The sequence below is a fragment of the Lactobacillus colini genome (assembly GCF_017874575.1).
Classification (GTDB): Bacteria; Bacillota; Bacilli; order Lactobacillales; family Lactobacillaceae; genus Lactobacillus; species Lactobacillus colini.
Window position 1 is genome coordinate 146,582 of record NZ_JAGGLU010000002.1, and the last position, 22,062, is coordinate 168,643.

General features: G+C 35.3%; 24 protein-coding genes and 1 tRNA gene. 9 read left to right on the forward strand and 16 right to left on the reverse strand.

Annotation, left to right across the window (positions count from 1 at the left end; genetic code table 11):
- Positions 1-10: 10 nt before the first annotated feature.
- A complete protein-coding gene (locus tag J2Z60_RS02630) occupies positions 11-1,267 on the reverse strand; it encodes an extracellular solute-binding protein (protein ID WP_209686119.1) in 1,257 nt (418 codons plus the stop codon).
- Positions 1,268-1,492: 225 nt separating this feature from the next.
- Here J2Z60_RS02630 and J2Z60_RS02635 point away from each other — a divergent pair, with 225 nt between their 5' ends.
- The gene (locus J2Z60_RS02635; RefSeq protein ID WP_209686120.1) at positions 1,493-2,323 is read left to right on the forward strand and encodes an AraC family transcriptional regulator; all 831 of its coding nucleotides are present in this window, start codon (positions 1,493-1,495) and stop codon (positions 2,321-2,323) included.
- A 102-nt stretch (positions 2,324-2,425) separates the two neighbouring features.
- Positions 2,426-2,851 (forward strand): Hsp20/alpha crystallin family protein, encoded by a 426-nt coding sequence (locus J2Z60_RS02640; RefSeq protein ID WP_209686121.1) that lies wholly within the window; start codon positions 2,426-2,428, stop codon positions 2,849-2,851.
- A 67-nt stretch (positions 2,852-2,918) separates the two neighbouring features.
- On the opposite strand, the gene J2Z60_RS02645 is transcribed toward J2Z60_RS02640, so the two are convergent.
- Positions 2,919-3,113, reverse strand: a complete 195-nt coding sequence (locus tag J2Z60_RS02645; RefSeq protein ID WP_209686122.1) for a hypothetical protein — start codon at positions 3,111-3,113, stop codon at positions 2,919-2,921.
- Positions 3,114-3,144: 31 nt separating this feature from the next.
- Positions 3,145-3,957 carry a CPBP family intramembrane glutamic endopeptidase gene (locus tag J2Z60_RS02650; RefSeq protein WP_209686123.1) on the reverse strand — a complete coding sequence of 271 codons (813 nt, stop codon included), beginning with the start codon at positions 3,955-3,957 and terminating at the stop codon, positions 3,145-3,147.
- Between the two features lie 263 nt (positions 3,958-4,220).
- On the opposite strand from J2Z60_RS02650, the gene J2Z60_RS02655 reads away from it, so the two are divergent.
- Both J2Z60_RS02655 and J2Z60_RS02660 read left to right on the forward strand, forming a co-directional pair.
- Positions 4,221-5,603 (forward strand): GHKL domain-containing protein, encoded by a 1,383-nt coding sequence (locus J2Z60_RS02655; RefSeq protein ID WP_245328688.1) that lies wholly within the window; start codon positions 4,221-4,223, stop codon positions 5,601-5,603.
- Between the two features lie 17 nt (positions 5,604-5,620).
- Positions 5,621-6,439, forward strand: coding sequence for a LytR/AlgR family response regulator transcription factor (locus tag J2Z60_RS02660; RefSeq protein WP_209686124.1), 819 nt, complete (start codon positions 5,621-5,623; stop codon positions 6,437-6,439).
- 140 nt (positions 6,440-6,579) lie between these two features.
- On the opposite strand, the gene J2Z60_RS02665 is transcribed toward J2Z60_RS02660, so the two are convergent.
- From J2Z60_RS02665 to J2Z60_RS02680, 4 genes are all read right to left on the reverse strand, one after another.
- Positions 6,580-6,783, reverse strand: a complete 204-nt coding sequence (locus J2Z60_RS02665; RefSeq protein WP_209686125.1) for a hypothetical protein — start codon at positions 6,781-6,783, stop codon at positions 6,580-6,582.
- 219 nt (positions 6,784-7,002) lie between these two features.
- Positions 7,003-7,329, reverse strand: a complete 327-nt coding sequence (locus J2Z60_RS02670; RefSeq protein ID WP_209686126.1) for a hypothetical protein — start codon at positions 7,327-7,329, stop codon at positions 7,003-7,005.
- A 56-nt stretch (positions 7,330-7,385) separates the two neighbouring features.
- Positions 7,386-7,847, reverse strand: coding sequence for a transcription elongation factor GreA (greA, locus tag J2Z60_RS02675; protein WP_209686127.1), 462 nt, complete (start codon positions 7,845-7,847; stop codon positions 7,386-7,388).
- Entirely contained in the window at positions 7,848-8,399 is a 552-nt protein-coding gene (locus J2Z60_RS02680) for a hypothetical protein (protein ID WP_209686128.1), read from the reverse strand.
- A 165-nt stretch (positions 8,400-8,564) separates the two neighbouring features.
- On the opposite strand from J2Z60_RS02680, the gene J2Z60_RS02685 reads away from it, so the two are divergent.
- The 5 genes from J2Z60_RS02685 to J2Z60_RS02705 all read left to right on the forward strand — a co-directional run bounded on the left by J2Z60_RS02685 (position 8,565) and on the right by J2Z60_RS02705 (position 12,477).
- The gene (locus J2Z60_RS02685) at positions 8,565-9,875 is read left to right on the forward strand and encodes a C1 family peptidase (protein WP_209686129.1); all 1,311 of its coding nucleotides are present in this window, start codon (positions 8,565-8,567) and stop codon (positions 9,873-9,875) included.
- A 133-nt stretch (positions 9,876-10,008) separates the two neighbouring features.
- Positions 10,009-10,824 carry a hypothetical protein gene (locus tag J2Z60_RS02690; RefSeq protein ID WP_209686130.1) on the forward strand — a complete coding sequence of 272 codons (816 nt, stop codon included), beginning with the start codon at positions 10,009-10,011 and terminating at the stop codon, positions 10,822-10,824.
- Positions 10,824-11,390 carry a hypothetical protein gene (locus tag J2Z60_RS02695; RefSeq protein ID WP_209686131.1) on the forward strand — a complete coding sequence of 189 codons (567 nt, stop codon included), beginning with the start codon at positions 10,824-10,826 and terminating at the stop codon, positions 11,388-11,390. The genes J2Z60_RS02690 and J2Z60_RS02695 overlap by 1 nt, the downstream gene beginning before the upstream one ends.
- A 12-nt stretch (positions 11,391-11,402) precedes the next feature.
- A complete protein-coding gene (locus J2Z60_RS02700) occupies positions 11,403-12,002 on the forward strand; it encodes an ATP-binding cassette domain-containing protein (protein ID WP_209686132.1) in 600 nt (199 codons plus the stop codon).
- Positions 11,995-12,477, forward strand: coding sequence for a hypothetical protein (locus J2Z60_RS02705; protein ID WP_209686133.1), 483 nt, complete (start codon positions 11,995-11,997; stop codon positions 12,475-12,477). Before J2Z60_RS02700 ends, J2Z60_RS02705 begins: the two co-directional genes overlap by 8 nt.
- Positions 12,478-12,716: 239 nt before the next feature.
- On the opposite strand, the gene J2Z60_RS02710 is transcribed toward J2Z60_RS02705, so the two are convergent.
- The 9 genes from J2Z60_RS02710 to tyrS form a co-directional block, all read right to left on the reverse strand.
- A complete protein-coding gene (locus tag J2Z60_RS02710; RefSeq protein ID WP_245328689.1) occupies positions 12,717-13,373 on the reverse strand; it encodes an HD domain-containing protein in 657 nt (218 codons plus the stop codon).
- Between the two features lies 1 nt (position 13,374).
- Positions 13,375-14,688: a C1 family peptidase gene (locus J2Z60_RS02715; RefSeq protein WP_209686134.1), complete on the reverse strand. Its 1,314-nt coding sequence runs from the start codon at positions 14,686-14,688 to the stop codon at positions 13,375-13,377.
- Positions 14,689-14,719: 31 nt separating this feature from the next.
- A tRNA-Thr gene (locus tag J2Z60_RS02720) sits at positions 14,720-14,792 on the reverse strand.
- A 56-nt stretch (positions 14,793-14,848) separates the two neighbouring features.
- Complete coding sequence (locus J2Z60_RS02725) at positions 14,849-15,790, reverse strand: ABC transporter ATP-binding protein (RefSeq protein WP_209686135.1); 942 nt, start codon at positions 15,788-15,790, stop codon at positions 14,849-14,851.
- A gap of 16 nt (positions 15,791-15,806) precedes the next feature.
- Entirely contained in the window at positions 15,807-16,853 is a 1,047-nt protein-coding gene (locus J2Z60_RS02730; RefSeq protein WP_209686136.1) for an ABC transporter ATP-binding protein, read from the reverse strand.
- Between the two features lie 8 nt (positions 16,854-16,861).
- Positions 16,862-17,893 carry an ABC transporter permease gene (locus tag J2Z60_RS02735; RefSeq protein WP_209686137.1) on the reverse strand — a complete coding sequence of 344 codons (1,032 nt, stop codon included), beginning with the start codon at positions 17,891-17,893 and terminating at the stop codon, positions 16,862-16,864.
- A gap of 2 nt (positions 17,894-17,895) precedes the next feature.
- A complete protein-coding gene (gene opp3b, locus J2Z60_RS02740) occupies positions 17,896-18,825 on the reverse strand; it encodes an oligopeptide ABC transporter permease (RefSeq protein WP_209686138.1) in 930 nt (309 codons plus the stop codon).
- 127 nt (positions 18,826-18,952) lie between these two features.
- Positions 18,953-20,578 (reverse strand): peptide ABC transporter substrate-binding protein, encoded by a 1,626-nt coding sequence (locus J2Z60_RS02745; protein WP_209686139.1) that lies wholly within the window; start codon positions 20,576-20,578, stop codon positions 18,953-18,955.
- A 159-nt stretch (positions 20,579-20,737) separates the two neighbouring features.
- On the reverse strand, positions 20,738-22,000 hold the full coding sequence (gene tyrS / locus J2Z60_RS02750; RefSeq protein ID WP_209686140.1) for a tyrosine--tRNA ligase: 1,263 nt from the start codon (positions 21,998-22,000) through the stop codon (positions 20,738-20,740).
- Positions 22,001-22,062: the final 62 nt, after the last annotated feature.

Genomic DNA, 22,062 nt, shown 5'->3' on the forward strand with positions numbered 1-22,062 from the left:
TTTATCTCCCCTAGTTACTTGCCTTCATTGGATTAAAGAAAGTATTCATGTTATTAACCATTTGTTGTTTATTGCCAGTCATTAAGTAACTTGCAGTTAAGTTAAAGAAGTCATTTTCTGAAGTCCAATCTTGAGCCAGCCAGACCATATCATGCTTAGTGAAGGCTAAAGTTGACAGACCTCCCAATTGAGAATCCACACCCTTTTGCTTAACGCCTTTCACAGCTACAGGACTACCATCAACATCGTAATATTTTTGCATTGCTGCAGGAGTTGTCATATAGGCAACGAATTTTTCTGCAGCTTTTTTATGTTTAGACTTAGATGAAATTGATAAGGCCAAGTCACCTGAGCCAACAGTCATTTCATGATTTGCCCTAGCTGCTGGAAAGGCAAAGGTTCTAACCTTAAATTTAGGCTTTTGTTGGTTAATTACGGGTAGAGCCCAAGAACCATTAGGCATAATTAAGCTCTCACCACTAGCAAAAGAAACAACGGCATCATTGTAACTGGCCCCACGCCAATTTTTTTGAGCGTTTTCTCTTAAAAGGTCTAAGCGAGTGAAGTCCTTTTGAATATAAGGATTATTGACCTTAATGCCGTTAGGCGCCGAGAATCTTAATAAATTATTCGCTTGCTTAGCTCCACCAGTTACTGTTGCTAAAGATAATTGGTGATAGCCATTTAATGTCCATGGCTCTGTACCTGCAACTGCAAATGGAGATTTGCCACTGGCTTTAATCTTTTTGACTACTTGCTTGAACTCTTCCCAAGTCTTAGGCGGCTTAATTCCTAATTTTTTAAATTCTGTCGCATTATAGAAAAAGCCATAAACATTAGCACTTAGCGGTGCATTGTAAATTTTGCCATTAATTTTGAAAGAATCTGCATAATGATTCTTGATATTTTTGATGTAAGGTGCATTAGTCATATCTTCGAAATAACCTGCCTTAGCCCACTCTTGAAAGTCAATGTTTTGTGGGTAAATGTTAATTACATCAGGGACATCACCAGAAAGCATTCTTGTCTTTAAGACAGTTCCAGCATTAGGAACATCAAGTTCTTTGACATGAATATTAGGATTTTTCTTTTCAAAGTCCTTAATAATTTCTTTTAAGGTACCTGACATTTCCTTTTTTTGATTAAAGTATTCTATTGTTACTTTTTTGTTAGAATTAGCAGACTGTTTCTTACCGCATGCCGCTAATCCTGCAGTTGCTAGTAAGACTGCTCCAACCGTAATGGTCTTTTTCAACCACCTATTCATATTCTTGCCTACCTCTCATAAATACATAGTAAAACGCTTTCATATAGCTATATTATCTTACAGGTAAATATTTCTTACCATAGCTATATTAGTACAAATTATGTCGATTTGTGGATAAACTTTTTTGACATAGTTTATCTATTAAATAGTGATATAATCAGCTTATAAGATAATTATTGTAAACATATTGACATGCATCTTTGTCTTTTTTTATAGGTGATTAATATGTCTGGTGAATATCGAACTTTAAGTACAAACAGTTTAGAAACAGGAGTCGTATTTTTTGGTAAGGAGCATTGCCTTCCTAATTATTTCTTTACTGGAAATAATGTTAGGGAGAACTATATCATTCATGTTATTACTCAAGGTAAAGGGATCTTCTCTTCGGCTAATCATCCCATTGTCAACTTAGCACAAGGCGATATCTTCATCTTGCCTAAGGGTGTGCCGTGCTTTTATAAGGCAGATGGGCAAGAGCCTTGGAGCTACTTCTGGCTAGGATTATCAGGAATTAAAATTAACACGATGCTACAACAATCAAGTTTAGGTACCAAACGCTACATTAAACATGCCCAAAACTCTAACTTCTATCAAAGTTTAACCCAGCTATATAATGCCGTTCATAATACTCATACCTTTGCTAATGACTTGCTAATTGAAAGCTTAATCTATCAAACCTTCTATTATTTGAATATCGAATATCCTGCTCATAAAGAAAGTAACAAAAATAAATCCGATACTTATCTCAACTCAGCCATCAATTATCTTCATGATAATTTTGAACAACATAGTTGTAATATCAACAATTTATGTCATCGATTAAACGTTTCACGCAGTTACTTGTATTCCCTCTTCAAGAAGGAATTTAACCTATCGCCCCAGCAATACCTAACTAAAATAAGAATGGAAGAAGCTAAGAATAAGCTAAATCAAAGTAACCTCTCCATTCAGCAAGTCTCTCAATCTGTTGGCTATACTGATGAATTTACCTTCTCTAAAGCTTTTAAGCGTTATAGCGGATTTAGTCCTAAAGCCTATAGGCAACTAGAAAATTGACATAATTTAGCACTCTAAAATTAAGAGTGCTAAATTCTTTAATTCCTAAAAAAAGTTACTACAATAGATAGTGAACAGAGAAATGAAAGGAAGTTATTCATTATGGCAAACGAAATGATGAATCGTAATAGTGATATGTTAGACCGTCTTAACGATTGGTTTGGTTTTCCAAAGGACTTCTTTGATGAAGGAAATGTAAAGAACATTATGCAATCTGATGTTGCAGAAACTGACAAGGATTACATCGTTAAAGTTGACATGCCAGGAATGGATAAGAAAGACATTAAGGTTACTTATAAGAATAGCGTTTTAACTATTTCTGGTAGCCGAACATCATTTAATAAGGAAAATGACGACAATGGCAACTTACTTCACCAAGAAAGAAGCGTAGGTCATATCCAGAGAAGCTACCGCATCCCTGACATTAATGCTAAAGAAATTAGTGCCAAAGATGAAAATGGTGTCCTAACTGTTACTTTACCTAAGTTAAGTGAACAAGAGGAAGAAAACTCTATTACTATTGAATAAAAAATGCATTTAAAAAGCAGGACTGGTTTAAAATCAGCCCTGCTTTTTCATGTTTATAATATTGATATTACATTGTCTTTTTGCTTTTTGATTTGAAATAATTTACTAGGAAAAGTCCTACTGCAATAATATCTACAATGATAGCTGCTAAAACAATTGTAGCAATTATACCACTCAAAATTTCATTTGAAGGTTTAATAAACCAGCTAAGTATAAGCATAATGTTGAGTATTTCAAATATTATTATTGCTGTTTTTTTCATAATTAAGCTCCTTTAATAACTTTCATATTGTTTAATTTGCGACATTATACTGCTCACTATACTTTTTATCAAAAATAACCAAGCATAACAAGATAATTGCCCCTTCAACGAGAGCTACACCCAATTGAGTTCCCACATGTGATGTACCAAGATTAGTTGAAAGAACACCTAACCCAATATCTTGCCAAATATGCAGCAAAATTATAATACTAATTCCATTAGCTAACAATCTGATGTAGCCCCATGCCATTCCGATAGCAAAGACACTTAACACTTGTCCGATAGTTGAAGTTAGCGGCTGGTGAAGCATATTGATGAAATGAAATAAAGCAAATACCAATGATGTAGTCAGAATCGTCCAAACAAATTTATATTTACTTTTGCTAAAATAAGCTAAACTTGCATTAAATATTAGTCCCCTAAAAAGGAACTCTTCACAAATTCCAGCATATATTGCAGTCATAATGACTCTAAGGGACTTTATTATAGGCGAATGCCAAACAGCTACTTTTTCAGGAATGGAAGAGATAATTGGAATGACTACTAAAATTAGCAATACAAGTATGGTCAAGATTACACTTTTTCCTAATTTAACCCTTGAGTTTATAATCTTTGTTGTTTGGCAAATTTTATAAGCAAATGTGGCAATGGCAACTGCGAATATAAATAAAATAATTGCTGCTAAATATACACTACTCACTTTACTTATGGCGCTAGTAATAAATGGTAAAAATAGATAGGCGAATGATAATATAATAAATCCTATTAGCGTAGATTTAATATAGTTATTTCTTTCAGCTTTATTTTCTAGATCAATGTATCTATTCAATGCTAGATTTTTCATTAATTTATATTCCTACTTTCTTTAGTATTATTGATAATAGTAATTTTATTAGAAAGTGGGGCTTAAAATTCAAATCAATCCAATCTGGTCGTTTTTGCATCATATTTTGTTAAAAAACATCAAGATACGACACCAAATAAACAAAATATGATGAGCTTTTCCATTATTTGATGAAATCTTTTAAAATATTTATAGAATCTATTACATCTCTAAAAATCTTTTCTCCCCCGTTTAACTAATCTATTCAAAAAAGAAAATAAAAAATGAAAACTATTAATGTTCTTTTGGCTCCTTTAAATATTGTTATTTCTTTAATAATTGACATTTTAATTTTTAATAACTGTATATCAATTAAATTGTCAACTCGTGATAAAATCAATGAATCTATAGTATTTGTAGCCACATTATGTTTTGCACTCATTGCAGACATAAATTTACGAAATATTGGAGGCACTTTTATAGAAATTGTAGGCTTATCAATTTGTTTTTTGCTTTTAAAAAAGAAAGTAAATACCTTTTTAATAATTGGATCTATTCTTATTTTTTCAGTTTTTGATACGATACTATACTTACTAAATCAGATTTTTTACTACCTTATGTTAGACTTAACTAGCTTCATCAGTATCTTAACAGAAATTATTAGCTATTTAATTCTGAAAAAATACATTATACAAATAAGAAAATTAATTACTGACAAGAATGGAAAAATTTTTGTCGGTATTTTGTTATATCTTTATTTAGTTGGAATAGGAATAGAATTCTATACTACAAATGACAATAAAGCTAGTGAAGTTATCGTACTTTCTGCGGCTCTGCTACTCCTTCAAACTATTTTTGCCTTTGTTCTCTATTTCGTAATGGTACACACGGAAAATAATCTTCTTTCAAAAAAAGAACAAGAAAAACAAAAATTAGAAAATAAACTTCTCACTGTCAAAAATCAACATCTTCAAGAAAAACAAAACAAATTAATCAAAGAACATCAACAGTTACGAGAATATGCCGATTATCTCGACAAAAACGAAGATGATTTACGCAAATTCAAACATGATTATCAAAATATGCTCAACAGTTTAATAATCAGTGCAAAAAATGGAAAGTCTAAGGAACTAGTCCAAAAGTTAAAAGAATATACTGATTCCCATATTGATGAAAAAGCATTACGTAAATATGCAGGTATCAATCGACTTCATGATGAAACTCTCAAGAGTATCACCATTACTAAACTAACCAAACTTTATAATGCAGGATTAGATTACAACTTTGGCTGTAACACCGATATTTACAAAATTCCATCCTCGATTAATTTTTTAGATATTTCAAGAGTCATCGGAATTGCCTTTGACAACGCATACGAAGAAAGTATTGCTCTTCAAAAAAAGACTGGTAATCCATCTTCAGCAAAAATTGAAGCCATGTATTACCTAGAAAATGAAACATTGGAATTCGAAATCAGAAATCGAATTCGTGATAAAGATATAGATACTAAAAAAATTAGTCACAAAAATTACACAACTAAAAAGAATCATATGGGGATTGGATTAGCTAACGTAATGGACATAGCTGAAAAATATAAAGAGTCCATGCTAGTTAATTATACAGTTGAAGATGGCTGGTTTATTTTTGATCTAACAATTTTACCTTGATAAGGAGAAGAAACAAAATGGAATATTCCGTATTTATCTGCGATGATGATATGCAACAAATCAATCAGACTATCAAAGTCTTGGGAGCAGCTGAAATAATATTATCTGATGATGAACCCATTAAGTTCAATATCCAAACCGCCCAAACTTACCAAGATTCAGTTGATTATCTCCGTCATCATCAATTCGACGGTGGTCTTTATTTCTTAGATGTTGAATTAGGGAAAGATGTCAATGATGAAAATGGCTTCGATATAGCTGACTTAATTAAACAAAATGACAAACGCGCTCAAATTATTTTTGTCACTAGTCATGCAGACTTATCAATCATAACTTATCAGCGTCGCTTAGGACCGGTCGACTATATTGTAAAATCAAGCGATTTCGACGAATATAAAAAGCGCGTTGTTAAAACCGTTGATGTAGCTCTTTACCAGCTTTCCAAGATGAATGAGATGCAAGAGATGACTTTCACTTATAAGGTTGGTCGTCGAATCCTCAATATTCCACTAAGCAAGGTAATGTATATTATCACTACACCAACACCTCACAAACTATTATTAGTTAGAAGCGATGGTGAAGCTCAATTTTTCGGCAGTATTAATGAATATGCCAAGGATAACTCGCTTCTTGAAAAGATTAGCCAATCCTGTTTAGCAAATCCTGAGAACATTGAAGTAATTGATTTAAAGAATCGTTTGGTCACCTTTAAAAATGGCGATGTTGAAGAATTTTCTCGTCCAACACTGCCCAAAATGAAAAAATTACTTATGCAATTTAACTATAAAAAAGACACAATTTTCAAAAAGAAAAATAATACTTTATTGTTACGTTAAAAATTAATCAAGAACAGTAACTGAGCATCTAATATATTAATTTACTTAAATAGCGCTCGCATTAGAAGTATCAACAAGTTCACGAAAAAGCAGGACTGGTTTAAAATCAGCCCTGCTTTTTCATGTTTATAATATTGATATTACATTTTCTTTTTGCTTTTTGATTTAAAAAAATTCACTATAATAAGCCCTACTTCAATAATATCTGAAATATCTGCAATGATAAAAACTAAAACGGCAGTAGCAAGTAGACCACTAAAAATTATGCTTGAAGGTTTAATAAACCAGCCAAGAGCAAGTACGCTGCTGAGTATTAGAAATATTATTATTGCTGCTTTTCTCATAATTAAGCTCCTTTAATAATTTCATGTTATTTATTTTGTGTTGTTACTTGTTAACTCATATTGCTTACTACATCTACAACTATTATATACAACAAAAAAAGTTTATATGATGAAAATGAGCGTATTCGGTCATATTTTGAACTTATTCTGCAACTAAGTTTATCAAACTAATGAAAAAAGCTGGTACCTATCTCGTTAAAACGATAAGTACCAGCTTTTTTAATTTTGCTGCTTACTTTCAAAGTAAGTAACTATTATTATCAATAGAAAATCAATTATCGAAATAGTAGATATTCCCGGATTCCAGGCAATAAGTGCAGCAACTATTCCTATTATTGAAAGAATTGCAATTGTACTAAAACTAATTTTCTTAAATATTAGTATTGGCAACGCTAATAATAAAACAATTTCTACTCCTAACAGTAAGTAAATAATTGCATCATTGATATTATATATTCCCGCACCTAGTGAAAATAGCACCTGAAATGCAATAAACAAGTCTAACACGATGTTAATTACGAAAATAAATATGTTAGTGAATTTCATTTTTTACCGTACAATTTATCCTTTTCTTTAAAACACCAACTAGCAGCCTTACTATCTCATCCAACTTCAAGTATCTTCACATCATAACTACCAGCAGGAGCTTCAACAGTTACTGTATCACCGGCAACATGCTCCATCATTGCCTGTCCAAGCGGTGAATCAAATCCAACTTTGCCCGCCTCTAAGTCAGCTTCCATGCGACCAACTATCTTGTAAGTTTCAGGTTCATCATCCCCTTCAAACAAGATCTTGACCGTTGAACCTAAGTCAACCTTACCATCTTCATTCTTTTCGATAATCTGAGCATACTTTAATTGTTTACCCAAATAACGCAAGCGACTTTGCAAGTGACCTAGTTCCATCTTAGCTGTAGTGTATTCTGAATTTTCGGATAAATCGCCTAGGCTTCGCGCTTCTTGTAGAATCTTAATCCTACGCGGGCGATCTTTTTTCAGGCGAGCAATCTCATCTTCAATTTGCTTATAGCCTTCTGGCGTCATCTTTTGAAAATAAACCACTTACTTCACCTGTTCTAACTTATCACTTACAACATCATAATAATATAGATGGCCATTCTTAATTGTATAGTGTGCAACAATTGTACCAGTCTTCTTCTCGGCAACATCAATCTTATTGCCACCCTGCATTACCTTAAAGTCGCTAATAGCAGTGTTAGCAGGATAATTGTTACGCTTAATTGTATCATTTACAACAGTTTGAAAGTCAGCTTCTGATATATTTCCACTAGTTGATTGACTACTTGAACTGCTTGCTTGGCTAGAGCTTGTCGATTCAGTAGTACTCTTAGAACTTGATTGGGTTGACTTCTTAGCTGTCGCTTTATTATTTACACTAGACGACTTGCTAGTATCATCACTTGAACTAGTAGTTGATGAATTACTGTCATCTTCGCTTGAACTGGATTTTTGAGTTTGGTTACTTTTCTTTGACGTTTTATGAACCTTATAAGTAGATGAATCAGCTGATTTTTTAGAATTATTATTACTGCATCCCACTGCTAGCAGGCTTGTTAATAATGCTACAGCTGAAATTAAAACATTCTTCTTCATAACTGTTCCCCCTCGTATTATATTTACCTTTATTATACTTGTTTCAAAGACATTAGTACGAAATTTGACCAGACTAAATAATAATTTAACAAAAAACTATTTCCTTACAAAATGATATAAATTATAATAAAGTAATTATTATATTTTCATTTTAGGAGGTTATTTATGTCTCACGAATTATCATTACAAGAAATTGAAAAATTCCGCAACGAGTTTGATAACTCAAGAAATGCGGTTGTATCTCGCGCTGCAATGCGATCTGGGGTTTTGGAAGCATCATTTAATTCTAAAGTTGAAGAACGCTTAAATGACGTGTTTTCAGTTGAAGTTGACACTGACAATGTCACCAACCAAAAGCAATCCGGTCGCTGCTGGCTATTCTCAACTTTAAATACCTTGCGTCATAATTTTGGTAAAAAATACAAAGCCAAGAACTTCACCTTATCACAAGCATATAACTTCTTCTGGGACAAGATTGAAAGAGCTAATATCTTTTATGACGCAATAATTGAATCAGCTGACAAACCACTAGATGACCGTACTGTCCAAGCTTATCTAGGCTTCGCTGGTGCTGATGGTGGTCAATGGGCAATGGCTGCTTCACTAGTTAAGAAGTACGGCGTTGTGCCAACTTATGCCATGCCAGAAAGCTTCAACACCGAACATACTGCTGGCTTAGATGATGCTTTAGCCCGCAAGGAACGCAAGGATGCCCTAGTTCTGCGTAAATTAGTTAAGGCTGGCAAAAGTGAAGAAGTTGAACGTGCACGCAAGCAATTCTTAAGTGAAGTCTACCGTATGACAGCAATTGCCGTTGGCGAACCACCTAAGACATTTGATCTTGAATATCTAGATGATGACAAGAAGCTCCATTTAGATAAGAACTTAACACCAGTTGAATTCTTTAATAAATATTGGGATATTAACTTTGACGATTATGTCTGCTTAACTAATGCTCCTGACCATGAATACGGCAAGTTATATTCTCTACCATTTGAAGATAATATTAATGGTGGTACTCCAATCACCTTCTTAAATGTTCCAATGGAATACTTGCGTAATGCCGCTATTGACCAATTAAAAGATGGCGAAAGTGTCTGGTTCGGAAATGACGTCTTAAAAGAAATGGACCGTAAGTCTGGCTTCTTAGATACTGAATTATATAAGACAGACGAATTATTTGATATTGATACTGAAATGACCAAGGCTGAGAGATTGGCTACTGGTGAAGGACAAGTTAGCCATGCTATGACCTTAGTTGGTGTTGACCTAGATAAGGGCGAAGTTCGCAAGTGGAAAGTTGAAAACTCTTGGGGCGATAAGTCTGGCCGCAAGGGGTACTTCACAATGAGTGACAAGTGGTTTGAAGAATTTGTTTATGAAGTAGTTGTTCGCAAAGACTTCTTAACTGACGACCAAAAACAACTAGCTGACAGCATCCCAACCCCACTTCCAGCTTGGGATTCATTAGCATAATTATATAAGATCCCTGATCAAAAGATATTGCTTTTTGATTGGGGATTTTTATTAGCTACTTTTTATTTTCGATAAACAATGCAATACTATATTTATAGTTAAGTATTAATAAATACGGAGGTTTAATCATCTAATGCCTAAAAAAACAAAACAAATTCTTATCTTAGGTGTTATTGTCTATCTCATCATTTTAACTTTTCCGTTAATGGCTGGTATTAAGGAGTCTTTAGTTCCTGGTATCAAGTTTCATACAGATAATGCAGTATACATGTATTTTTATGCACAACCATTTGGAGCTAATGGATCATTTATTATCATGACAGTCCTTCCTTTTGTAGTAATTTCTATACTTAGTTCTTTTTATATCATTTTCATGAAGAACACGAATGGAATTACCAATATAATTCAGCGGCTAGGATACAATAAATTTCTAAAAAATTCAGTTCTACAAGTTTTTTCTATTTCTAGTCTTATTTCACTGATTATCTCAATTTATGAAATAATCATAATCAATTGGACCTATTTTCCCTTTGCCTTCTCCAATAATGGACTATTTCTTAGCCAAAGGGCGCACTTTTCAACTAATAGCTTAATCAATCTGATTAGCTATATTATTACTTCATCTATTGGCTGGGGAATATTTTCTGTCTTAATTTTTGGAATCGGTCTCTTTATTAAAAAAGACTCAATATTCTTAATAAGCAGCTTAGTAGTGGCATTCAGTATCATACTTATTTGTGCACTAATACCGATCAATAATATTACAATTTTTATTAGCAATTTAATTATTCCGATGAATTTACTTGCTCCCGGTCAAGTTAGTTTTGCTAGTCAGCCTAATCCGCCACTTGGCTTAACTTGGACCTGGATTATTAATGCCATTATTTATAGCTTGATTGCTTTTGCTTTAATTAAGCTTTGGCACAAGAAACAATTGCGAGGTGCCTAATGTCCACAAAAACTAAAAAATACCTCTACTTCTCAATAATGTGTATTGGTATCCTGGGCTTAATTGCTAGTTCTTATTTTGCTAATATTCCTGATATGGTTCGTGTTGTTGCTTATATTCATGGATTTTCACTTTATTTTCAATCAGGAGTTTATGTTATTGTATTTGTTCAAATACTTACATTCAAGAAAGTACGCAATCTGATTACTATCAGACATCAGACTGAATATATTACTAAATTTCTTATTAAGTTGGTAATCTTAGATTGGTTTATTTTTTGGATTTGTAGCTTTCTTCCATATGCTATTTTTAATCACGCACAACTTTTCAAATATGGCAAGCCAACTTATGGATTATTAATCTTAATGTTGCACATGTTAGTGATGCTTATGGCAATGCTTATTATTGTTAGCAGTTATTATTTTCCTTATCCTTACTTAATCGTAATTTTTGTTATTTTTATCACCTTAATGTATCACTACAATTTTGAAAGGTCGATCTTATTGCCTAGATATAGTCATATCTTCAATCCATTATGGCAAGCAATGCACAATGAATACTACTAAGGAGTTTTTCGTATGTTAAATGTTAAAAATTTAAGCAAAAGTTTTGGTAAAAAGGAAGTCCTGCGCAAGGTATCTTTTAGCTTAAAGCCTGGCGAGCGACTTCATATTATAGGAAAAAACGGCTCCGGAAAATCTACTATCTTTAAAATTATTACTGGCATTTTAAAGCAAAATAGCGGAACGGTGGAACTTGGAGAACAAGATACTATTGGTGCTTTAATCGAAAATCCCGGATTTTTGGAATACGAATCTGGAATTGAGAACTTAAAATTTCTAGCTAACCTAAATAATAATTACAATGAAGAAAAAGTAAAACAACTTATGGAAGAATTTTTCTTAGATCCTAATGATCCACAAGCTGTCAAAAAATATTCAGTCGGAATGCGACAAAAGCTGGGCATTATTCAAGCAATAATGGAAAATCAAAATATTATCTTACTTGATGAGCCCACCCGTGGAATCGATAAAGAAAGCATACAAGTATTCGTAGATATCTTAACGAAATTAAAAAATCAAAATCGTTCTGTCATTATTGCTAGCCATGATGATATTCCTGGCTTAGCTTACGATCAAGAGCTTAAACTGCAAGATGGGGTCTTAATAAGTGAATAAACGCCAGTCTTTCTTTATCTATACTGCGATTACTATTTTAATCTTAATTCTAACTAGGCAAAACTTAACCTTAGATAGTTCTACTATGTTTCACATAAACTTTGCCTTAATTAAATCTCCGCTTAAATTAGCCTTACTAAGTGTTTATCTATTCATTTTTGATTATGCATCCCTCATCTTGGCTAGGAATGAAGGAGAAGAATTGGCCAGTCTTTTAATATCTAGACAAGTTTATTTTATAAAGCGATGGCAGGCTTTTGGTAAGCAATTTTTGATTTATTTATTGCCAACACTTGCGATTCACTTATTTTTATTTGATTCTCAAAACCTAATTATTTCTTGGGTAATATTAACCATTTTTACAATAATTTGGGTTATTTTAGCTGGGCTACCTTTATATAAATTATCTGAACATAGCAAAAATGCTTTAATTTTGATTGCTTTATTATGTTTACGAATATTATTCACCATTTAGCGCGGTTACACTATACATTAGATACGATGGCTTTTTACCAGTAATTTTAAATCTGGAGTTAAAAATAATAAAAAGCGCAGCTTTAGATTGGTTAGGTTAGGATCTCACAACGAACTATTCCATAAAGAATTAAGATAAATAAGCATAAAAATACCAGCATCTATAATGAAGAACTCCCTTCTTCTATTAGAGATGCTGGTTTTCTTTTTGTTTTTTCAAATATTAGTTAAAAATAACCTTTATACATTCCATTCATCCATAAATTCTTGGACAAATTCACGCATATACTCAGTTCTTCGATGAGCTTCTTTTTTACCACCAGGGGTATTCATCGTCTTTTCTAGATTAAATAGCTTTTCATAGAAGTGGTTAATTGTTGTTTCTTCATGATTACGATACTGGTCATGGCTAACCAACTTCTCAGGCTTAATCTCTGGATCATAAATCTTATTGCCATGCTTGCCACCATAAGTGAAAGCCCGGGCAATACCAATTGCTCCTAAACTCTCAAGTCTGTCCGCATCTTGCACGTATTGCCCCGATAGTGGCAATTGATAGTGGTGTTCAATATTAGCTGAAAAAGACATATGTTGTATTGTAAACAAAATATCTTTAACTTCTAAACCTTCAAAGCCAGCTGCTGGTAACAACTTCTTAATTTTTTCAACTACAGCTGCCGGATCAGGGGTAATTTTTTCATCAATTGTATCATGCAAATAGCCGCCTGCTTGGATAATAGCAACCATCCGACTATCTTCATTAGCCTGGTCATTATCTGTTAAATACATCTTAGTGGCAAGGTTAGCAACCCGCTCACCATGATAAAAATCATGCCCTGTAGATTCACCTTGCAGTTGCTTTTGAGTAAATTCTTTTACTTTATCTAAATCAATCATCTTAAGCCATTGAATCCCAGCATGGTATATCCTCTGCTGGCCCTTCTGAAATCTTAACTAACTCATCTGATAAATATTGCTTTTTAACAACTACCTTAAATAAGTATTCATCAAACCACTTGTCATCCATTACAAAATAGCCCTGGTCGCCGACGTCGCTTCCCCAAGAATTCTCAACTTTCCATTGGCGCGGCTTGCCATTAACTATATCTACACCAACTAAGGTCATGGCATGAGTTGAACCACTGGCGCCCGTTTGAAGGCGTTCTTTCTTACTTAATTTAGTCTCAATATTGAAAATAGTGTCGGTTTCGTATAAGTCAGCAGCCATTATTCCTTGCTTGCGGTCGCTTTGCTTACCGACGTCACAGCCGAACCAGATAGTCTCACCAGCTTTTAGTTGCTTAATGGCCGCCTGCTTAAGATTCTCAATTCTAGTATTGAGAAACTGAACAGGACTGCCACCTGCTACATTATCCTCAAATGGCAACCCATACAACTTATCATATTCATGATCCGGCGCATTAAAGAGGACAACATAGTCATCTAGATCATCTTCGAAATACTTGTGGAAGAAGTCCAAAGGGCTAAGATCGGTATCAATCTGATATTCACCATCATCGTCCTTAAATTCTAAGTCAAACTTCTCTACTGGGCTACCGAAGGCGATTGTTGCCATCCGGTAAACTTCGCTTAAGAATTCTTGCCTTCTAGCTTCAACTTCCTCGCTCTTGCCCTTGCTAACAAGCTCTCGCAATACCAAGGCATCTTGACGCAACTTCATATTTAAAGCACGGTTAAAGGCTGCAGTATTATTGGCAGTAAAACTCTCGCCATAGGCATAACTTGGCACTAAACCATATTTTCTAATTAATGAGATTGCCATATGCCATTGACCGCCATCAGTATCTGGAGCTGATAGATAATAGTGAACAGTCCGATCATCAATTGGCTGGTTGGCTGTTTCAATAATATGATTAAAGAAGATATTTGCTCTTTCAATTCGGTCCCAGAAGAACAAATATGCCTGTGAAAAGGTAAATTTCTTAGCTTTATATTGTTTAGCGAAGCCATGTCTTAAAACATTCAAAGCTGCAAACAACCAGCAACGCCCAGATTGCTTTTGGTTAGTGACATTATCAGTAGGAATCTCAATCGAGAATGTGCGATTTAATGGTCGAATTGCTTCATTATTCAAGCTAGCGGCTTGTACACCATTATTTACTACTGCTAGTTCAGCAATCTTATTTTGCTTATCTTCTTGGTAGTTCTTTTTAAAATTATCAATTTCATCAAATGTTAATTCATGAGCCATAGTATTCCTTCTTTCATCAAATAAAGCAAAAAGCTGCTTCCCAGATTTGAACTGGGGACCTCCTCCTTACCACGGCGGTGCTCTACCTCCTGAGCTAAAGCAGCAACTTTATTTTATCACATTAATCTTACAAAAAAATCCGTCCTTAAGACGGAAATTCTTATTCGTAACTTGCTGCTACTTGCTTATAATGTTCAACTTCATCATCGCTACAACGCACAAAGCGCCCAGGAACAATTTCATGCATTGAACGCTCTTTACCATCATTCTCTTCAGCTTGGGCATCATAAGCAATTCTGGTGCGCTGACGTTCAATTTCAGGATCAGGAATTGGCACCGCAGAGATCAGACTCTTAGTATAGTTATGTAATGGCTTATTATATACATCATCTGCAGGACCTACTTCAAGTAGTTTGCCAAAGTGCATAACGCCGATCCGATCAGAAATAAACTTGACCATTGAAAGGTCATGGGCAATAAAGAGATAGGTTAGGCCGCGCTTTTCTTGTAATTCTTTCATCAAGTTAACTACCTGAGCCTGAATGGATACATCTAAGGCTGAGATAGGTTCATCAGCAACAATAAACTTAGGCTGAACAGCTAATGCCCGAGCAATACCAATTCTCTGACGTTGACCACCAGAGAATTCATGAGGGAAGCGGCTGGCATGTCTTTTATCAAGGCCGACTACTTCAAGCAACTCTTCTACTCGTTGACGACGTTCCTGCTTATTCTTAACCAGGCCATGAATATCTAGACCTTCGGCAATAATATCCTCAACTGTCATTCTTGGATTTAGCGAAGCATAGGGATCTTGGAAGATCATCTGAGCATTACGACGGAAGCGCAATTGATCTTTGCGCTTAGTTAACTTGCTGATGTCTTGCCCTTCAAAGATAATTTCACCAGCAGTTGGCTTATACAGCTGCAAGATACTACGTCCAGTAGTTGTCTTACCAGAACCTGATTCACCAACTAAGCCAAAGGTCTCACCTTCATAAATCTGGAAGCTAACATCATCAACTGCTTTGACAGTCGAACGGCCCGACTTAAAGTATTGCTTTAAATGTTTTACTTCTAAAATCTTTTTTCTTTCTGTCATAGTAGTCTTCCTTTGCCTAATTTAGTTTACCTTTTTTAATCATTTCGGCATACTTCTTTTGACGGCGCTGAATTTCTGGCGGTGGCGTTACAGCAGGGGCATCAGGATGAAGGAGCCAAGTTGCTGCATAATGAGTATCTGATACCTTGAAGTAAGGGGGCTTTTGTTCAATATCAATCTTCATTGCATACTTATTTCTTGGGGCAAATGGATCACCCTTAGGCGGATCAAGCAAGTCTGGTGGCGTTCCAGGAATAGAATCTAGTTCTTCGCTATCAAGCGTTGGCATTGAATTAATCAATCCCCAAGTATAAGGGTGTTGCGGGTTATAGAAGATTTCATCCACACTTCCATATTCTAAAATTTCCCCTGCATACATAACAGCTACTCGATCTGCCATGCCAGCAACCACACCTAAGTCATGAGTAATGAAAATAATAGAGGTCTTTACCCTCTTTTGCAAGCTCTTCATTAAGTCTAAGATTTCTGCTTGAACAGTTACATCGAGAGCCGTTGTTGGTTCATCAGCTAGCAAAATCTCAGGTTCACAGATTAAGGCAATTGCAATTACGATCCGCTGCCTCATACCACCTGAGAATTGATGAGGATATTGATTAATACGTTTTTCTGCATTAGGAATCCCTACAGCCTTCATCATCTCTAAGGCCTTGTCCCAAGCTTCCTTTTTAGAAACTCCCTTATGCTTAATTAAAGGTTCCGCAATTTGTTGTCCAATCTTCATAGTAGGATCAAGAGAAGTCATCGGATCCTGAAAAATCATTGCAATTTCGTTACCACGAATATTACGCCAATCTTTTTCTTTATTTTCTAGTAAGTTTTTACCATGAAAATTAATCTCTCCGCCCTTGATTTCGGCATTTTGGGCTAAAAGGCCAATAATTGTTCTTGTTGTAACGGACTTTCCTGAACCAGATTCTCCAACAATTGCTAATGTTTCTCCCTTATTCAAGTGGAAGGATACATTTCTAATCGCCTTAACGTCACCAGCATAAGTATGAAAGTCAATTTTTAAATTTTTTACATCTAAAACTCTTTCTGTCATCTTTTTACCTACCTTCTGGTCTTTGGATCAAGTGCATCACGTAACCCATCACCTAATAAGTTAAACGCAATCATTAAAATACACAATACAGCTGCTGGGAACCACATTTGATATGGTAAGAATTGGAAGTTCTTCTGTCCTTCGTTAAGTAAGACACCTAGTGACGTCTGCGGGGAGGAAATACCAATACCGATATAACTTAAGAAAGCCTCAAAGAAAATCGCTGTTGGGATGGTGTACATCATCTGAATAATGATCAAACTTGATAAGTTTGGTGCTAAGTGCTTTAAAGCGATCTTCCAAGTTGATTCACCCAAGTTTCTGGCGGCAAGCACGTATTCTTGTGTCTTCAATGTTAATGTTTCTGCACGGATCTGCCGCGCCATCGTAGTCCATGATGAAATAGCAATTGCCAAGATAATTGAAGTCATACCTGGCTTTAAGACAACTAGCATTAAGACAACAATAACTAAGTTAGGAATAGACGAGATAATCTCGATTACTCTCTGCATGACATTGTCAACAGCTCCACCTTTCCAGCCAGATATAATTCCATAGACGACCCCAATCGTTAAGTCGAAGATTGCCGCAACGAAGGCAACAATTAGTGAAATTTTAGTACCATAGATAATTCTCTGTCCTAATGGTCGACCCAAATAATCAGTCCCGGCGATAAAATACTTATCTTTAGGAATATTATTTTGGGCATAGACATCAACCCACTTACCATTTTGTTTTAGCTTACCATTAAAGCCATTAATTGCTCCCATTCCGGGAACCTTAGCCGGTAAATTAGCATATTGTGGATGGGACTTAACTAAAGTGTTGTTATTAATAAATGGTGTTGAGCCAAAGGCCACTACTACCATCACAATAATGATAATTGCGGAAATAATTGCGGATTTTTTCTTTTTTAATTGCAGCCAAACACTCTGAGCAAAAGTTAATGAAGGGCCAACAATGTTTTCATTACTTTGAGCTTCATCAGCTGGTAATGGCTCAAATGCATCTGGACTAAGCTTGATATCTTTTGCTTCCATTGTTAAGCCTCACTTCCTTGTAATCTAATTCTTGGATCAATTAATCCGTAAATAATATCAGTAATCAATAAAACGACAACTAATCCAATTGAGTAAACCATTGTTACACCCATGATAGTTGGGTAATCGTTAGTCAAAATTGATTTAACAAATTGTTCACCAATCCCTGGAATGTTGAAGATATTCTCAATAACCATCGAACCAGTCATCAATGCTACCGTGTATGGTCCAAGTAAGGTTACGATTGGAATCATACTATTTCTCATAACGTGCTTTCTAACTACTTCCATCCGGCTAAATCCCTTGGCACGTGCTAATTCCACATAATCTTGGCTCATATTGTCAACCATACTAGTTCTAACGAAACGTTCCGTTTCTGCCATTGGACCTACTGCTAAGGCAATAGTTGGCAAAATAGTCTGTGAAAATGACCCCCAACCTGCAATTGAGAACCAACCTAGCTTTAAGCCAATATAGTATTGCAAAATTACAGCTAAAACAAAGTTAGGGATAGAACGTCCAATAATGGCAATTACTGTAGAAGTTGAATCAACCCAAGTGCCTCGTTTAACTGCGGCGATCGCCCCTAGCAATGCCCCTAATACAACACCTAATATCATTGCTTGCAATCCTAATTGCATTGACACGCCTAATCTTGGCATAATCAAGCTTGATACTGATTGGTTAGCATATTGGAATGATGTCCCAAAGTCACCCTTGAACATCCCTCCTAAATATATTAGATACTGCACTATGACTGGCTTATTCAAACCGTATTGTTGATCCATAATATGGCGCTGCGTAAGTGTCATCTTAGCTTCATTTGCATATGGTGAACCAGGCATTGCCTTCATTAAGAAGAAGGTCGCCGTAGCCACAATGAACAAAGTAAGAAGCATATAGAAAATACGCTTTAATAAGTATTTCGTCATCTTAACTGCTCCTTTTGCTTTTAACCTTTTTATTATTTTTTAATAGTTTTATTATAGCAAATATTTTAAATATGTCATTAAAAATATTAAAAAATCGAAGACCCTATAATCTTCGATTTTTTATTGACTAGTTATTTGCAACGTACGCTTCCTTAAAGTTGTAGTTAGCACCAGCTGCATTGTAGATAATATTCTTAACTGATGGGCGAACTAACCAAGCTTCAGTCTTGTAATAAAGTGGGGTTACACCTTGATCGTTAAGCAAAATCTTTTCTGCACTTTGTAAGTCATTCCAACGCTTAGTTGCATCGCTAGTTTCTTTCGATTCTTTGATTAACTTATCGTAAGTACTGTTGCCCCACTTACCATTATTTTGTGCATTATTTGAAGTAAATAAGTCATCGAATGAAATTGGATCAGCAAAGTCAGCGCTCCAACCAGATACTACAATATCAAAGTCGCCTGAAGTTGAACGACTTAAGCGTGTCTTAAATGGTACATTCTGAGTTGAAACTTTAAGTCCTGGTAAGTTTTCTTCTAGTTGGCTTTGAAGGGTTTCTGTTGTCTTTTGACCAGAATCAGTATCATCTGATAAGAGTTCTAAGCTAAGCTTCTTAGTACCTAAAGCCTTAAGAGCCTTACTCCAGTACTTCTTAGCTTCTTTTGGATTATAAGAATCGTACTTATCATTAGCTACAGCTGCTGAGAAGTCCTTACCATCCTTTTTGGCTAAGCCCTTAGCAGTTACACTGTTTGCTGGTGTATTAACACCGCCTAAGGCGTTAGAGAGTGCCTTTCGGTTGATTGCTAGGGAAATAGCACGACGCAAGTCCGCATTCTTTAAGTTCTTGTTCTTAGCAATATTGTATTGTAAGTAAAACGTTGCCGCAGTATCACGCTTAGTAAATCCTGGATTGCTCTTGAGCTGCTTAGTTTCTTGAGCATCTAAGACAGTCGCATCTAACTTGTTAGACTGGTATAGGTTATATGCGGTAGATGGTGTCTTTTGGACAGTGTAGCTAATTGAGGACAATTTAACGTCCTTCTTGTCCCAGTAATTGTTGTTCTTCTTCAACTTCCAAGAAAGATTAGATCCAGTCCAACCGGAGTGGACGAATGGACCATTGTAAGCCATGTATTTAGAAGAAGTACCATACTTAGAGCCATCTTTTTCAACGGTTTTTTCTTGTTGTGGGAAGAATAATGGGAAGCCCATTAATAACTTAAAGTATGGGATTCTCTTATCAAGGGTTACTACTAACTTATAATCGCCATCAGCCTTAACACCTAAACTAGAAACCGGTGCCTTACCGGCTGCAATCTCGTCAGCATTTTTGATCCCGCTAAACAAGTATGCATATTGTGAAGCCGTCTTAGGGTTAACAGTTCTTTGCCATGAATAGACAAAGTCCTTAGCAGTCACAGGTGATCCGTCTGACCATTTAGACTTACGTAAGGTAAAGACCCAATGCTTACCATCTTTAGATACTTGAGTCTTGGTTGCTAAGGCATTTTCAACTTTTTCATCTTTTCCTAAGCGATAAAGACCTTCCATGACATTATTCAATTGATTAAAGCTAACTGCATCAGTAGCTTTAGATAAGTCTAAGGTTGGAATTTCTGAACTTTCCATCCAACTAATAGTTTGTTTGGCATTGCTATCTGATGATGAATTCTTAGAGCCACAAGCAGTTAGTGCAAGTGCTGATACGAATAAGGTTGCACCTGCAGCCCAAATTTTCTTCACTTTCATTCGGTAACTCTCCTCTCAAAAGCATTAAATGCAATTTATTATTTTTAATGTTGTTGTAAGTATACGATAATAAATTATATGTTTCAAGTATATTTTTAATATTTTTTTATTTTTAAAATAAAAAAAGCCGGCAATGCCGACCTAACTTTAAAAAAATTACTATTTAATTTTTACTAAGGTGTATTTTCTCTTACCCTTGCGGATAATTACATACTTACCATCAAAGGCAGCCTCTGGCTCAATAATGAAGTCAACATCTTGTTGTCTTTGTCCATTTACATAGATAGCACCATTATTGACATCTTCTCTAGCTTGCCTCTTAGATGGCTCAATCTTGGTTTCAACTAAGAATTCAACAATATTCTTAGGTTCATTAGTTGCCTCAGCACTTGGAGCCTTGCTTAAAGCTTGTTCAATTTGAGGAACGGATAAGCTCATAACATCCCCTGAGAATAATGCTTCAGTAATCATTTGGGCTTCCTTTAATCCTTCTTCACCGTGAACGAACTTAGTTACTTCTTCAGCTAATTTCTTTTGTGCAGCACGCTTCCAAGGTTCTTGTTCGGTCTTTTCTGCTAAATCTTCAATTTCTTGACGAGATAAGAAAGTGAAGTACTTCAAGTATTTGACTACATCACGGTCATCTTGGTTGATCCAGAATTGGTAGAATTCGTAAGGGCTGGTCTTTTCTGGGTCAAGCCATACAGCACCACCAGCTGACTTACCAAACTTAGTACCATCTGCTTTAAGCATTAATGGGATAGTTAATCCGAATGCAGGACGGTCCGATCCTTCAAGCTTATGAATTAAGTCGATTCCGGCAGTAATATTGCCCCATTGATCACCACCACCGATTTGAAGCTGAACACCGTCTTCTTTGTTCAAGTGGTAAAAGTCAATTGCTTGCAAAATCTGGTAAGAAAATTCAGTAAATGAAATCCCATTCTCCAAGCGACTGGCAACAACATCTTTATTGATCATGTTGTTAACTTGGAAGAACTTACCATAATCACGTAGGAAGCTAATTAAGTTCATATTGCCTAACCATTCGGCGTTATTTCTAATTTCAAAGTTTTCAGTACCAAATAACTTCTTCATTTGGTTAGTTAGGGCTTCTTCATTATGCTTAACTTGTTCAGCCGTCTGCAAAACACGCTCAGTGCTTCGACCAGATGGGTCACCAATTGAACCAGTTCCTCCACCAATTAAAATAACTGGGTGATAACCAGCTAGTTGAAACCTCTTCAAGATCATAAATGGAATTAAGTGACCAATATGAAGAGAATCACCTGTCGGATCAGTTCCGCAGTAAAGCGCCAAATCATCATGGTTCTTCAAGTAATCACGTAATCCTTCTTCATCAGTCTGTTGATTAATAGCCCCACGCCATTTTAGGTCTTCTAGAATATCAAAGTTTGCCATAATTCCTCCATAAAATAAAAAAGTCCCTAGTCCTTCTGGACTAGGGACGACTATCTTACATC

Coding starts and splice junctions, on each gene's coding strand:
- J2Z60_RS02650 (WP_209686123.1), bottom strand. CDS start 3,957: ATGAAAAATCTAGCATTGAATAGATACATTGATCTAGAAAATAAAGCT.
- J2Z60_RS02640 (WP_209686121.1), top strand. CDS start 2,426: ATGGCAAACGAAATGATGAATCGTAATAGTGATATGTTAGACCGTCTT.
- J2Z60_RS02745 (WP_209686139.1), bottom strand. CDS start 20,578: ATGAAAGTGAAGAAAATTTGGGCTGCAGGTGCAACCTTATTCGTATCA.
- J2Z60_RS02710 (WP_245328689.1), bottom strand. CDS start 13,373: ATGATTGATTTAGATAAAGTAAAAGAATTTACTCAAAAGCAACTGCAA.
- tyrS (WP_209686140.1), bottom strand. CDS start 22,000: ATGGCAAACTTTGATATTCTAGAAGACCTAAAATGGCGTGGGGCTATT.
- J2Z60_RS02725 (WP_209686135.1), bottom strand. CDS start 15,790: ATGACAGAAAGAAAAAAGATTTTAGAAGTAAAACATTTAAAGCAATAC.
- J2Z60_RS02670 (WP_209686126.1), bottom strand. CDS start 7,329: ATGAAATTCACTAACATATTTATTTTCGTAATTAACATCGTGTTAGAC.
- J2Z60_RS02735 (WP_209686137.1), bottom strand. CDS start 17,893: ATGGAAGCAAAAGATATCAAGCTTAGTCCAGATGCATTTGAGCCATTA.
- J2Z60_RS02680 (WP_209686128.1), bottom strand. CDS start 8,399: ATGAAGAAGAATGTTTTAATTTCAGCTGTAGCATTATTAACAAGCCTG.
- opp3b (WP_209686138.1), bottom strand. CDS start 18,825: ATGACGAAATACTTATTAAAGCGTATTTTCTATATGCTTCTTACTTTG.
- J2Z60_RS02690 (WP_209686130.1), top strand. CDS start 10,009: ATGCCTAAAAAAACAAAACAAATTCTTATCTTAGGTGTTATTGTCTAT.
- J2Z60_RS02685 (WP_209686129.1), top strand. CDS start 8,565: ATGTCTCACGAATTATCATTACAAGAAATTGAAAAATTCCGCAACGAG.
- J2Z60_RS02655 (WP_245328688.1), top strand. CDS start 4,221: ATGAAAACTATTAATGTTCTTTTGGCTCCTTTAAATATTGTTATTTCT.
- J2Z60_RS02645 (WP_209686122.1), bottom strand. CDS start 3,113: ATGAAAAAAACAGCAATAATAATATTTGAAATACTCAACATTATGCTT.
- J2Z60_RS02635 (WP_209686120.1), top strand. CDS start 1,493: ATGTCTGGTGAATATCGAACTTTAAGTACAAACAGTTTAGAAACAGGA.
- J2Z60_RS02715 (WP_209686134.1), bottom strand. CDS start 14,688: ATGGCTCATGAATTAACATTTGATGAAATTGATAATTTTAAAAAGAAC.
- J2Z60_RS02660 (WP_209686124.1), top strand. CDS start 5,621: ATGGAATATTCCGTATTTATCTGCGATGATGATATGCAACAAATCAAT.
- J2Z60_RS02630 (WP_209686119.1), bottom strand. CDS start 1,267: ATGAATAGGTGGTTGAAAAAGACCATTACGGTTGGAGCAGTCTTACTA.
- J2Z60_RS02730 (WP_209686136.1), bottom strand. CDS start 16,853: ATGACAGAAAGAGTTTTAGATGTAAAAAATTTAAAAATTGACTTTCAT.
- J2Z60_RS02700 (WP_209686132.1), top strand. CDS start 11,403: ATGTTAAATGTTAAAAATTTAAGCAAAAGTTTTGGTAAAAAGGAAGTC.
- J2Z60_RS02695 (WP_209686131.1), top strand. CDS start 10,824: ATGTCCACAAAAACTAAAAAATACCTCTACTTCTCAATAATGTGTATT.
- J2Z60_RS02665 (WP_209686125.1), bottom strand. CDS start 6,783: ATGAGAAAAGCAGCAATAATAATATTTCTAATACTCAGCAGCGTACTT.